We start from the raw sequence: 13,321 nt of genomic DNA, 5'->3' as shown, positions 1-13,321 counted from the left end.
AAACTATTCTCTCTACTCATTCTTCCATTTTGAGAACGTATAATAAGTAGAGAACAAAGTAAAAAACCTCTTTTAAAAGAGGTTTTTTACTTTGTTCTCATTATTCAGTGTCTGTATTTTGATACGCCATCTTAAACAACTTCACTTGGCTATCAATTTCTTCTGTAATACCATTAATAATATAATAGTAGTCACCGTCTTTATTTTGTTCGCGCGTTTTCACATTATCAGCTAAAATCAGTTGTAAAATTGCATTTATTCTTGCTTTCATTTCAATATCTAAAATTGGAAAAGATATTTCCACTCTCTTTTCCATATTTCGCGTCATCAAATCAGCTGAAGATAAATATATTTTCTCATCGCCATTGTGATGGAAATAATAAATTCGGCTATGCTCTAAATATCTTCCAACAACACTGACTACTCGAATATTTTCACTTACATTTGGAATACCAGGCCGTAAACAACATGTTCCTCGAACGATGAGCTCTATCTTTACTCCAGCTTGAGATGCTTCATACATTTTTTTTATTAATGGTTTATCTGTTAATGAATTCATCTTAGCAATAATATATCCATTCCCATATTGTCTATGATAACGGATTTCTTCATCGATTAAGTCCATAAATTGCTCTCTTATATCAAATGGAGCAACCGATAAATGATGAAAATGTGGTTTTGTTGTATAACCACTCAAATAATTAAAGAAATTTGTTGCATCGACCCCAAAGTCTTTTCTTGATGTAATATATCCAAAATCAGTATATAACTTCGCTGTTGCATCATTATAATTTCCGGTCCCGAGATGTACGAACCTTTCAATTTTTCCGTTTTTTCTTCTTACAACTAGCGTAATTTTACTATGTGTTTTCAGGTGACTTACTCCATAAATAACGTGGCATCCGGCCTGTTCTAGTTCTTTAGCCCAATGAACATTATTCTCCTCGTCAAACCTTGCCTTTAATTCAACTAATACCGTCACTTGTTTTCCTTTTTCAGCCGCTACTTTTAACGCCTGAATAATCGGGGAATCGCCACTCACTCGGTATAATGTTTGTTTGATTGCAAGTACATCCTCGTCGTCTGCCGCATCACGGACAAAATCAACAACTGGCTGAAATGACTCAAAGGGATGGTGTAATAAAATATCATGTTCTAGTGCTTTTTCAAATACATCTTCCTCATCATCTAAATCTTGAGGAGGTTGAGGAATAAGAGCCGGATACACAAGATGCTCATATAAAGGTGCTAATTTTTTATATAAAGAGAATAGACATGTTAAATCTAACGGTCCATCCATCATGTATACATCTTCATCTTTTACTTCCAACACCTCATACAATAACGCCAGTACTCTTTCGTCAATGTGTTCTTTACCAATTTCTAAACGAACGGCCGCTCCCCACTTACGCTTTTTCAATTCTTTTTCAATTACTTTTAATAAATCGCGCGCACCTTCTTCGTGAATTGTTAAATCTGCATTGCGTGTAATACGGAAACGCGTAACAGATGATACTTTATATCCTGTGAATAATTTATGGGTAAAGCCACTAATTATATCTTCTAATAAAATAAATTTATGCTTTTGTCCTTCACTCGGCAAAAATATGAAACGCTCAAGCAATGAAGGTACTTGTACAATCCCTAACTTCGTACGGTTTTCTTCCTCAGCTTGCTTCTCATCGTATAATATAGTAGCTAAATTCAAGCTTTTATTTAATAACATTGGAAATGGACGATACGCATCGATAGCTACAGGAGTTAAAACTGGAAAAATTTGCTCGTCAAAATACTCTTCTATAAATTCTCTCTGCTCTTTCGTCAAATCATGGAATGTTAAACGCTCAATCCCCTCTAACTCAAGCGCTGGCAACACATAATTTTTAAACGTGTTATATTGTACAGTCATTAATTCATGGGCCTTTATCGCAATCTTATTTAATTGCTTTTTTGGTGTTAAGCCAGCTTTATTTTCTGGTTGGTTAAAGCCAGCACTCACTTGATCTTTCAATCCTGCTACGCGTACCATAAAGAATTCATCTAGATTTGAACTAAAAATACTAATAAACTTTAATCTTTCCAAAAGCGGGTTATTCTCATCTTGTGCTTCTTGTAGTACACGTTCATTAAAGGCTAGCCAACTTAACTCTCGATTGTTGTAATAAGCTGTATCATTTAAATTTACTATATTCCCCTTCGATAATTCCATTCTCTTCACACTTCCCTTGAAACTTTTTTACTATAATTTAGTTACTTTTATTTTATCAAATTACAATATTACAAAGTGTAAATTTTTCGTAAAGACATCCGTACAACTTAATGTTTTAATTCAAATGATATATTAATATTCGTTTTTAATACTCTTTCTAGCTGTTTTTTTTGTTTTTCGGCTTGCACTTTTTCTGCTAATGCAGACTGTTTACATAAAACTCTAAATGTTAATCCGTCTTCACTTTCTGTTATAGATATCGTATCAACAAGCGATCTTTGTCTTACATTTAAAGCAGCTGAAAACTGTAACACGGCTCCTAATAGGCGGATTTTCTTTTGTTCGCTTTTATCAAACCAATCTTCAAATGGAGATAAATGTTGTTTAAATAGCATTTTTGATTTATAAGATGCAATAAGCGCTAACCTCACTCGATCTTTATGCATCATGCCGTCAATTGTTTTATTCGCCAATAAATAAAACGTGTGTAAACGACTCGCTTCTTCTTCTATATATTTTCCGATATTAAATACTTTCGCTGCTTGATGGAATGCTTCCCAGTCTTTTATTGAAACAGAAATAAGTCCTATTTCTTCAAGCTGTTGACAAATCAATCTTCCATGTTTAATAAGTTGAATGACAAATTCCATATCCATTTCGTATTCGTGTGATAATAAATGCAAGCTTTCTTCAACTACATTCGGATAATACGAAATCCCTAAATCTTTCGTCAATTCTTCATAGAAAACACCTTCTCTTAATCCTTTTCTGCTTAATACAAATGCCGTTGCTTCTATAATATTCACAAGCTTATGAAATACTTCAACCGCTGGAACAATTGTATCAGCTCGATCTTTTGCCAATCCTTCCATTTTCTGAAGTTCGATAAATGATAGTTTTTCCAATTCATTTTTCACATTTTCAATATCTTCTTCTTTCATTTTGTATAAATGTATTCCTGCTATAGGATAGCTTATTAAATTTTGGTGAATTTTCGCTAAGTTCCTCGCACTACCACCAATTGCGATAAGAGGCAATTTCTTATCAATCAACCATGGTAACGTTCGAAATTGACACTCTAAATACTCTTGAAGTCCCTCTAATTCATCTTTAGTAGGAATAGCACCTTTAATAAATTGTTGTTTTAAAGAAAGCGCACCAAAAGGAAAACTATGGTACTCTAAAATCTCTCTATTTTTAAAATATGTAACTTCCGTACTTCCGCCACCAATATCTACTGTTATTCCTTCTGAAAACGAAGTAGAATTCATTACTGCCAAATAGCCGTAACGCGCTTCCTCATATTCTGATAATACTCTAAGAGTAAAGTCTGTTTGTCCTTCAACAAGCTTTTTAATTTCTTCTTGATTCTCAGACTGTCTAATTGTTGCTGTTGCAACACAAAGTACATGATGCAGCTGATGGAATCGTGTACTTTCTTGAAATTGAACTAATGTTTGTAACAATACTTCTTTTCCTTCTTCAATGAGCACACCATCAATTAAGTAATTCCTTAACCGAGCAACCACTTTCGTATTTTCAATCTCTTTATAGAACCCTCCATTTTGCTTTTCATAAATAACTAAACGCATTGTATTAGATCCAATATCTATAATGGCATATTGTTGTTTTAATATTTCTTTCAAACTTCTCACTCTTTCATTATCAAATTTCTAAAACACATTCTATTACTATTATACAAAATAGTTGTTTTTTGTAACAATATTGCTTTAATATTGAAAATATATACAATCACTTTTTGCATATAATAAAAACCTATTTTATTTATGGTATAATAATGAAAAATTGAAAGGAGATTCATTATGAAACCTTCACAACCACAATCTCAATTACAAAACCAACATTCTATTAATCGACTAGCTCAATCTGTTTTCGTTGTGAATCGTCATGCTAAAGCTGCAACTAATCCTAAGTATTTATACTGGTTAAAAAAGACGGCTTTAGAACGTTTAATTGTTGAAAAAAAAGCAATTAAAGAAGGATTACATTTTTCAAGAAATCCACGTTTTAGCCAACAACAATCTGATGTTCTTATACGTTTAGGCGATTATTTTTTCCATATCCCTCCTACGAAAGAAGATTTTCGAACTCTACCACATCTTGGTCACCTTGAATCCTCCTATCGAAACCCGAAAACAACCTTATCTTTAACAGTAGCAAAAAAAACACTTCAAGATTATATTGGTCCTGAAGCACTGAAACAAGAAAAAAAATTAAGTGAACCTGTTCCATGGTATAGCCGTACCTATACAAAAAAATAAAACAGTTTGGCNNGCCAAACTGTTTTATTTTTTCTCTTCTTTAATTTTAATATTTGCTTGTTTATAAAAAGCTACTTTTTCTGTATTATAAGATTTTGTGAATTCATTAAATTTATCTTTTTCTGATTCAATATCCTTATAAGATTGATTTACTACTTTTACTTTTTCACTAATATCTTTTAATTTTGCATCTTTATCTTGTAACATTGTATATAAATCTTTTTCTTGTTTTAAAGATTTATTATAGCTGTCATACATCTTGTTAAATGAATCGTGTCGTTTCTCATACGTACTTTTAACTTTATCTGCTTGATCTTTCAATTTCTTATCTTCAATTTTCTTCACATACTTATCAGCTGATTTCACTTCTTCTTGCGCTTTATTTAAAACTTCTTTTTCTTTTGCAAGCACTTTTTCTCTTTCAGCTGTATTTTTCACTGCTTGATTCAGCTTTTCTTTAACAGCCTGGTTATTATCTTTTCCTTCCTGAACAATCTGGTTATATAATTCTTGTCCTTCTTTCTCTAAAGTTTCAAGTTTTTTTGCATCTTCAAACATTGTTTTTTCTTGCTTTGCAGCATTTTCAAACGCAACATATAATTCCTCTTCTGGTTTCGGTCCGAAACAACCAGCTAGTAAAGTCATTGATAATGCAGTTACAATTGCTAATTTACTATATTTCAACATCTTTTCCTCCTACTTATAAACAATCATCGTATAAAAAACCTATGAAAATTATGTAATCTTTCTATACACTTCACACTCGCATCTTTTTTTACGAAGATCATTGGTATTATTTATAATGCTTGTACAAATTTATTACTTAAAATTACGTTTTACGTCATTCTCTTTGAGCTATCTAGCAGTTTCATACTTTAAAATTTTACTTGATACTTATAAAAGCTAATCACACTATGTATTAAATTAAAATACAACGGAATTCACCCGAGCCATAATAATTTGAAGAACAACAGTAATAATTCACCTGATAAAAGATGATCGTTGGTCTCTCACGTCTATCATTCCCTTTCCCCGTTTTCTATCAAATAATCCCTTTGTTCATTTTACACAGTATAAATGCTACCTTGCAACAACTTACAAATATTCTTTTCATTTCCTAAAAAGGAAAAGTGTAGAGCATGCTTTCCTCTACACTTTTAAAATGAAACACATTGTGCAAAATGCATTGACACATCCATTATAATTATATGCTTATTTCATATATTTTTAAAGACTTTTATTACAAAAGGAACTTTTTTTGTAATAAAAGTCAAAAAAATGTTACAATAAAAACTTCTTTATATCATACTTCTTTAAATCAAAGTTTCACTCATTTCCTTGTGAATTTCTATAATGGTACAATTGATTTTGTGCCTTTCTTAACAATTCTTCAAAAGCTTTTCCTTCTACTGGATAACTAGCCGCTCCAAATAATAGAGTCACACTTAATAAATCATTTTCTATTTCATTTGCAATATTTTTCATTAATCGGTTTGTTATTGTTGATTTTTCATGACCATTATCAATCGCTACAATCACATACTTATTTTCATCCCACTTCGTAACGACATCACCTTTTCGAATTGTTTTTACAATGGTACGCTCCAATTTTTGTACTAATACTTCCAACTTTTTTTCCTGTACTGTATCTTTTAATTCATCCCATCCTTTGACGGAAAGAATATATACTGTAATATTATGAGAATCTCGTTCAGATAAAGCTGCTACCTTCCCAAAAAAATCAACAACAAAATCGTTACTTGCCATTCCTCCTACTTCCGTATTCATATTCCCACTCGCTCTTTTATCATACCAATGTCCAAAATAATAGCTTAGTATCATTTGCAATATATAAATAATAAAGACGGTATAAAATGATCGCGAATCCAATTTTGTAATTACATCCTGAAGTGCAATCCATTCTGTAACTGCCACTGTATTCCCAAGTAATAATCCACTAATTTTCCCTTTATGTTTCATACTTCTCCTCCTTTCTATACTAATATATGTTTCTATTACAATAATGTTTTTCTACAAAATAAAAAATGTACATATTCAATGTACATTTCCGCTTAAGCTTGTATACCTTTTTTATTCTATTTCATATTTATACTATATATCGTTTTTAGAAAGGAGTGACTTATATGCTACAAAAAGAAAACCTATCAGATATTATGCGTTTACTAGCAGGCTTTCTGTTAGCATTAAAATTACTATTTAACTCTTTCGGAATAAACTTTATTACAAACGACCAAATTGACGCTATTGTAAATGTTGCTTCATTTCTATTTATTCTATATTTTGGCTATAAAAATAACTATGTAGGAAAAAAAGGAATCGAGCAGAAAAAAATACTCAAAAAACACAACCTTCATTAAAAAGGAACCTTTCGCACAGGTTCCTTTTCGTCATTGGCGCACAACCACTTCATTTGTTTGTAGTGGGCCATATGATACCCCTTCATATTGATATGTGTATGTAGCCTGAAATAATGCGTTTTTGAGAGCTTTATCTTTATTTGCTTTTATTTTACAAATTAGTTCCACTTTCTCATTTGGTAATAAATTATCGATTCGCCACCTTACGAGCTGGAATAGAAACTCACTTATCCCCTTATCAACCTTTAAGGAATTTGGAATATATGCAAAATAATCTCGAATCATATGACTTACAACAACTCGCGAAATCATTTCAATTCCTTTATTTTCAACTTCAATTTGAATAATAAGTATGTCGTTTACATCATAGATCAGTTCATATGAAAATTTTTCTTTATACATACTACGGATTTGTAATGTAACGGCTACATTAGGAAGTTCTTTTGCCTTTTTTGAACCATCAATCCACAATACTGGTTGTAGCGGTATCAAACACCTTTCTTGATCCGAAATTCGCTTCCATATTTTCATAATATAATTCACCTCATTTCAGATGTACCATCCATACAAACCTATTCTTCCTCTCTGCACGATAAACTCCAAAAATTATAACGCTTGTTACAAACACTATTTAATATTTCTCTTCCTTTTATCCTATTCGACAATATAAAGAAAAAACCATTTTTCATCTATTAACAGAGGAGATTCTTACTGAAATATTTTTTTACAATTTCCATCATTGACTTTATAACAATATTAAGTATTGCTCACTCTTTTTCTTTCCATACAAAAGGAAATTTTGGCGAAAGAAAAAGTTTGCCTTTTAGTCAAATTTGACTATAATATTCTTTATGGCATGTCAGTGTACTTATAAAACTATGCTTTAGATTTTTATGTGCTACATTCAAAACTTAATGTAGTTTACTTATCATTAAAGGAGGGAAATATTTGGAAACTCAACTATCAAAAACAGACTCCAACAATACAAAATTTGTTGTTGCTGGTTTACTACTTGGTATTTTAATGGCTGCAATGGATAATACAATCGTTGCAACCGCAATGGCAACGATTGTCGGAGACTTAGGAGGATTTGACAAGTTTGTTTGGGTCACATCGGCATATATGGTAGCAACAATGGCAGGGATGCCTATTTTCGGAAAACTTTCTGATATGTACGGAAGGAAACGCTTTTATATTGGTGGACTCATTCTTTTCTTATTCGGTTCTGCACTTTGCGGGACAGCTTCAAGTATTGAGCAACTAAGTATATATAGAGCCATTCAAGGAATTGGTGGCGGCGCTCTTATGCCTATCGCATTTACAATTATGTATGATATATTCCCGCCTGAAAAACGCGGAAAAATGACTGGACTATTTGGTGCTGTTTTCGGAACATCTAGTGTATTCGGACCTTTATTAGGTGCTTATATTACAGATTATATAAGTTGGCACTGGGTCTTCTATATTAATATTCCATTAGGGCTTATCTCCTTCTTCTTCATCACTAAATACTACAGCGAATCTCTAGAATTTAGAAAACAAAAAATTGATTGGGCTGGTGCTATTACACTTGTCGTTAGTATCGTTTGCCTAATGTTTGCATTAGAACTTGGTGGCAAAAAATATGCATGGGATTCCACTGTAATTATCGGTTTATTTGCAACTGTTGTTATTATGCTCATTATTTTCTTCTTCGTAGAACGAAAAGCAACTGAGCCTATCATTTCTTTCCATCTATTTAAAAAACCTTTATTCGCCGCTAGCCAAGGAGTTGCCTTTTTCTATGGTGCCGCTTTTATCATCTGTACAGTGTATATTCCTATATTCGTTCAAGGTGTTCTCGGCGGTTCAGCCTCAAATGCTGGATTAATTTTAACACCTATGATGGTCGGCTCTGTAATTGGAAGTCAAACAGGCGGACAGTTAGCTTCACGAACAAGCTATCGTAACATTATGATGGTATCTGGTGTTTTCTTCGTTCTTGGTATTTATTTACTAAGCACTTTAACAATGGACACACCACGTCTACTTGTAACGCTATTTATGATTCTCGCTGGACTTGGGGTTGGTTTCTCATTCTCAGTTTTAAGTATGTCTTCTATTCACAAATTAGAAATGAGAGACCGTGGTTCTGCTACATCAACAAATTCATTCTTCCGCTCACTCGGTATGACGCTCGGTGTAACGATTTTCGGTACAATTCAAAATCATATCTTTACGGATAAACTAAACACTGTGTTCCCTCCCGAACTAGCAAAATTGGCTCCAAAAGGCGGAGACACAAGTTTCTTATTATCACCAGGTGCTACCGAGAAAATACCAGCTGAAATATTAACTGGTATTAAAGACGCTCTCGCTACATCTATTGCCAGTACATTCTTCTGGGCACTTATCCCGGCTGCGTTAAGTATTATTTGCATTTTACTTATGGGAAATGAACGCCTCTTTACAGGGCCAAAAACGAAACAAAAACAAAAGCAAGTAAGTTAGTATAGGAAAAAGAAACGGCATATCCCTTTATGAAAAAGGATATGCCGTTTATAATATGTAGAAAGTGAAACTTTAATCAGTGGGTTTTATCCATTCACACTGACTATTAGTCTTCACCAATCATGATAAAGTTTTTATGTATAGGAGTTGAGACAGCATGAGCATGAAATTAGTCATTCTCGGCTTGCTACTCGAGGGAGATAAACATCCATATGAAGTGCAACACATAATGAAAGAGAGACAAATGGATTGTTATATTAAATATGCAAAAGGATCACTTTACTACGCCTTCGAGCAATTAGAAAAGCAAGGTGCAATTCGTATTACAACTATTGTTCGAGATACGAATAGACCAGATAAAACAATCTTTCATATAACAGAAGAAGGTAAACAGTTATTTCACAAGTTACTATTAAAACAATTCGAAGCAAAAAACCAAATATATAAACCAATCTATTCAGCACTCTCTTTCGCCCATTTTGGTAATGATCAAGAGTTAGTTCCTATCTTAGAAAAAAAGAAAAATGATACCGTTCAATATTTACATAAAATGCAAGCTATATACGATTGTAGCAAAGGACAAATCCCGCGCGCGCAACTATATATTTTACAAAGCGTTATTGAACATATTACCGTTGAATTGAAATGGTTAAACACTCTCCTTACAGATGCGGTTGCAGGACGCCTTTCAGAAATTGATATAGATAAAAATTAATCCTATAAAGAAGATATCCCTCTTCTTTATAGGATTAATCCTCACTTTATTTCAATTTTGCAACTCTCTCTTCACTTTTTAAAAGTCAGAAAATACAAATAATAAGAAATGAAAACTTTAGAATTTTCTTATTTCAAAACAGTAGACAAAATTCTAAAAATTGTGTTAGAATTTGTTTCAATATCATATCGCTTGTTAAATTCCTTTCAAAAGGAAAATAGGTACACGAACATTTCGTTTCGTGTTTAAAAGGGAAGATTGGTGAAACTCCAACACGGTCCCGCCACTGTAAATGCCGAGATTTCTTTTTGGTGCCACTGTGAAAACGGGAAGGTGAAAGAAATTATATGAAGCATAAGTCAGGAGACCTGCCTATTTTAACAACACTGATAGATTCACGGATGATGATGAGGTGTTAAAACAAAAAGGAAGGCTTATTTTCTATGCCTTTGTGCTTTTTGTTATAAGTATTTCCTAGTAAACGGAAATGCTTACTTTCAATTAGGGAGGAATTTAAAATGGCAATTCAAACAAGTAACTTAGGTTATCCACGTATTGGGCTACAACGAGAGTGGAAAAAAACATTGGAAGCTTTTTGGTCCAATAAAATCAATGAAGAACAATTTTTAACAACAATGAAAGAAATTCGCCTTCAACACATAAAAGTACAGCAAGAAAAAGGGATTGAGCTCATTCCAATTGGCGATTTTACATATTATGATCACGTTCTGGATACTGCTTATATGTTAGGATTTATCCCATCACGTTTTTCAGAGTTTACATCTTATCTTGATGTATATTTTGCAATGGCACGTGGCTCTAAAGATCACGTTGCATCTGAAATGACAAAATGGTTTAACACAAATTATCATTATATAGTTCCAGAGTATGAAGAGGGATTACAAATCTCTTTAAAAGACAATCGCCCACTTCGCTTATATGAAGAAGCAAAACAAGAATTAGGTGTAGATGGAAAGCCTGTTATTTTAGGCCCATATACTTTCTTAAAATTAGCAAAAGGATATAAACAAGATCAATTTGCTACTATTTTAAAACAATTAGTTGCACCTTACGTACAACTTCTTTCAGAACTACATGCAGCTGGTGCACAAATCATTCAAGTTGATGAACCCATTTTCGCTTCTTTAACAAAAGAAGAAATTCAACAGGCAAAAGAACTTTATGAAGCCATTCATAAAGAAATTCCAACCGCGAATCTTCTTTTACAAACATATTTTGATAGTGTCGAAGAAAACTATGAAGAACTTATTACATTCCCTGTATCTGGTATTGGATTAGATTTCGTTCACGGTAAAGAAGGTAACCTAAATGCTATTTCAAAATATGGATTCCCAGCTGATAAAACTTTAGCAGTTGGTTGTATAGATGGCCGTAACATTTGGAGAGCTGATCTTGATGAAGTTCTTACGTTATTTACAGCGTTACAAAATCAAGTTCAAACAAAAGATTTCATCGTTCAGCCTTCTTGTAGCTTGTTGCATTCACCAATCGATAAAACCGAAGAAATCCACTTATCGACTGAGCTATTTGATGCACTAGCATTTGCAAACCAAAAATTAGAAGAATTAGTTCTTATTCATTCTGCTCTGACTCAAGGTACAGACAGCATTAGTAAAGAGCTGGAAACATATCGCACTGTACATCATACAATTCGTTCATCTGCTGCACGTAACCGCGACGATGTAAAAGCAGCACGAACTGCACTAAAAGAAGAAGATTTTTCACGTCCTCTTCCATTTGAAAAACGATACGAATTACAACAAGTTGCTTTGCAGTTACCATTATTACCAACAACAACTATCGGTAGCTTCCCACAAACAACTGAAGTTCGTCAAACGCGAAAAGAATGGCGTAACGGCATTCTTTCAAATGAACAATACGAGAAATTTATTGAAAAAGAGACAGAAAAATGGATTCGTTACCAAGAAGAAATTGGTCTTGATGTTCTTGTACATGGTGAATTTGAAAGAACGGACATGGTCGAATATTTTGGCGAGCGCCTTGCTGGTTTCTCCTTCACTAAAAACGGTTGGGTACAATCATACGGTTCCCGCTGTGTGAAACCACCTGTTATTTATGGTGATGTAGCCTTTATTAACGGAATGACTATTAAAGAAACTGTTTATGCACAAAGTCTAACAGATAAAGTTGTAAAAGGAATGTTAACAGGACCTGTTACTATTTTAAATTGGTCCTTCGTTCGAAATGATATTTCAAGAAAAGAAGTTTCATATCAAATTGCATTAGCTCTTCGTCATGAAATCGAATTACTTGAATCTTCTGGAATTAGAGTAATCCAAGTCGATGAGCCAGCGCTTCGTGAAGGAATGCCACTAAAAGAAAAAGATTGGGACGCTTATATTACATGGGCAGTACAATCCTTCCTTTTAGCAACTTCTTCTGTAGCAAATGAAACACAAATTCATACGCATATGTGTTATAGTAACTTCGAAGATATTGTTGATGCGATTCGTGCATTAGATGCAGATGTGATTTCTATTGAAACATCAAGAAGTCACGGAGAATTTATCGATACACTAAAACATACAACATATGAAAAAGGTATCGGTCTAGGTGTATATGATATTCATAGCCCACGTGTACCGAGTAAAGAAGAAATGTTTAAAATCGTAGAACAATCTTTACAAGTATGTGATCCTAAATATTTCTGGATTAATCCTGACTGCGGTTTAAAAACAAGAAGAACCGAAGAAGTGATTCCAGCTTTAGAACACATGGTGCAAGCAGCAAAAGATGCTCGTTCCCTGTTAAAAACAAACGCATAAAAAAAATGGGTTATCCTTTTCTCAGGATAGCCCATTTTTTTATTCTTTACTTTCAAAAAAGAATTCATATTGTATTTTATATAATTCATCATCCGTTGGCTCTTCAAGAGGAATTGCCTGTAATACAACTGTATATTCACCATTTGGAATAGTGATTTGAAATTTATTTGAAAGAATACTCGTTACAACGATACATTCATTTTCAACTACAAAAGGAACCGTAACCGTTCTAATCGCTTCTTTTTTCTCAATATGTTTCCCACAAGTCACTTTTACTTCACAAGTATAGTCAGAGAGCGCTTCAAAAATAACAGTTCCATCCGCCTTAGCATAACCTCTTTCAAAATCTTCATCTGTCCAGTCTACGTAAGGCTGTTCACCGTCATAGTTCATCAACATTAATTGTGAATAAGAAATTGTTAACTCCATCGTTCCCTTCT

General features: G+C 33.1%; 11 protein-coding genes and 1 riboswitch. Of the genes, 5 read left to right on the top strand and 6 right to left on the bottom strand.

Going from position 1 to position 13,321, the window contains the following annotated elements; translation table 11 throughout:
- Positions 1-100: 100 nt before the first annotated feature.
- Both COC96_RS17955 and COC96_RS17950 read right to left on the bottom strand, forming a co-directional pair.
- Complete coding sequence (locus tag COC96_RS17955; RefSeq protein WP_098267933.1) at positions 101-2,209, bottom strand: polyphosphate kinase; 2,109 nt, start codon at positions 2,207-2,209, stop codon at positions 101-103.
- Between the two features lie 107 nt (positions 2,210-2,316).
- Entirely contained in the window at positions 2,317-3,855 is a 1,539-nt protein-coding gene (locus COC96_RS17950) for a Ppx/GppA family phosphatase (protein ID WP_098769120.1), read from the bottom strand.
- A gap of 177 nt (positions 3,856-4,032) precedes the next feature.
- Between COC96_RS17950 and COC96_RS17945 the strand changes: the two genes are divergently transcribed.
- A complete protein-coding gene (locus COC96_RS17945) occupies positions 4,033-4,491 on the top strand; it encodes a YkyB family protein (protein ID WP_097904492.1) in 459 nt (152 codons plus the stop codon).
- A 24-nt stretch (positions 4,492-4,515) separates the two neighbouring features.
- Here COC96_RS17945 and COC96_RS17940 read toward each other — a convergent pair whose 3' ends face one another.
- Entirely contained in the window at positions 4,516-5,178 is a 663-nt protein-coding gene (locus COC96_RS17940) for a YkyA family protein (RefSeq protein WP_097904493.1), read from the bottom strand.
- A gap of 639 nt (positions 5,179-5,817) precedes the next feature.
- On the bottom strand, positions 5,818-6,471 hold the full coding sequence (locus COC96_RS17935; RefSeq protein ID WP_098267935.1) for a diguanylate cyclase domain-containing protein: 654 nt from the start codon (positions 6,469-6,471) through the stop codon (positions 5,818-5,820).
- Between the two features lie 164 nt (positions 6,472-6,635).
- On the opposite strand from COC96_RS17935, the gene COC96_RS17930 reads away from it, so the two are divergent.
- Complete coding sequence (locus tag COC96_RS17930) at positions 6,636-6,869, top strand: SPP1 phage holin family protein (protein ID WP_097904494.1); 234 nt, start codon at positions 6,636-6,638, stop codon at positions 6,867-6,869.
- A gap of 30 nt (positions 6,870-6,899) precedes the next feature.
- Here the strand turns inward: COC96_RS17930 and COC96_RS17925 are convergent, their stop codons facing one another.
- The gene (locus tag COC96_RS17925; RefSeq protein WP_098267936.1) at positions 6,900-7,400 is read right to left on the bottom strand and encodes a hypothetical protein; all 501 of its coding nucleotides are present in this window, start codon (positions 7,398-7,400) and stop codon (positions 6,900-6,902) included.
- Positions 7,401-7,817: 417 nt separating this feature from the next.
- On the opposite strand from COC96_RS17925, the gene COC96_RS17920 reads away from it, so the two are divergent.
- From COC96_RS17920 to metE, 3 genes are all read left to right on the top strand, one after another.
- Complete coding sequence (locus COC96_RS17920) at positions 7,818-9,359, top strand: MDR family MFS transporter (protein ID WP_097904496.1); 1,542 nt, start codon at positions 7,818-7,820, stop codon at positions 9,357-9,359.
- 157 nt (positions 9,360-9,516) lie between these two features.
- Complete coding sequence (locus COC96_RS17915; protein WP_098267937.1) at positions 9,517-10,074, top strand: PadR family transcriptional regulator; 558 nt, start codon at positions 9,517-9,519, stop codon at positions 10,072-10,074.
- Positions 10,075-10,276: 202 nt separating this feature from the next.
- Positions 10,277-10,464: riboswitch (cobalamin riboswitch) on the top strand.
- Between the two features lie 128 nt (positions 10,465-10,592).
- Positions 10,593-12,881 carry a 5-methyltetrahydropteroyltriglutamate--homocysteine S-methyltransferase gene (gene metE / locus COC96_RS17910; protein WP_097904498.1) on the top strand — a complete coding sequence of 763 codons (2,289 nt, stop codon included), beginning with the start codon at positions 10,593-10,595 and terminating at the stop codon, positions 12,879-12,881.
- 39 nt (positions 12,882-12,920) lie between these two features.
- Here the strand turns inward: metE and COC96_RS17905 are convergent, their stop codons facing one another.
- Entirely contained in the window at positions 12,921-13,310 is a 390-nt protein-coding gene (locus COC96_RS17905) for a competence protein ComJ (RefSeq protein ID WP_098267938.1), read from the bottom strand.
- Between the last annotated feature and the right edge of the window lie 11 nt (positions 13,311-13,321).

This window comes from Bacillus cereus, assembly GCF_002577405.1.
GTDB lineage: Bacteria > Bacillota > Bacilli > Bacillales > Bacillaceae_G > Bacillus_A > Bacillus_A cereus_AU.
The sequence above is the reverse complement of the archived record's forward strand: the minus strand, read 5'-3'. Positions and strand labels throughout refer to the sequence as shown.

What these genes read in the sequence shown, in the direction of transcription:
- COC96_RS17915 (WP_098267937.1), top strand. Translation starts at nt 9,517, where the DNA reads ATGAGCATGAAATTAGTCATTCTCGGCTTGCTACTCGAGGGAGATAAA.
- COC96_RS17940 (WP_097904493.1), bottom strand. Translation starts at nt 5,178, where the DNA reads ATGTTGAAATATAGTAAATTAGCAATTGTAACTGCATTATCAATGACT.
- metE (WP_097904498.1), top strand. Translation starts at nt 10,593, where the DNA reads ATGGCAATTCAAACAAGTAACTTAGGTTATCCACGTATTGGGCTACAA.
- COC96_RS17955 (WP_098267933.1), bottom strand. Translation starts at nt 2,209, where the DNA reads ATGGAATTATCGAAGGGGAATATAGTAAATTTAAATGATACAGCTTAT.
- COC96_RS17925 (WP_098267936.1), bottom strand. Translation starts at nt 7,400, where the DNA reads ATGAAAATATGGAAGCGAATTTCGGATCAAGAAAGGTGTTTGATACCG.
- COC96_RS17905 (WP_098267938.1), bottom strand. Translation starts at nt 13,310, where the DNA reads ATGGAGTTAACAATTTCTTATTCACAATTAATGTTGATGAACTATGAC.
- COC96_RS17945 (WP_097904492.1), top strand. Translation starts at nt 4,033, where the DNA reads ATGAAACCTTCACAACCACAATCTCAATTACAAAACCAACATTCTATT.
- COC96_RS17930 (WP_097904494.1), top strand. Translation starts at nt 6,636, where the DNA reads ATGCTACAAAAAGAAAACCTATCAGATATTATGCGTTTACTAGCAGGC.
- COC96_RS17935 (WP_098267935.1), bottom strand. Translation starts at nt 6,471, where the DNA reads ATGAAACATAAAGGGAAAATTAGTGGATTATTACTTGGGAATACAGTG.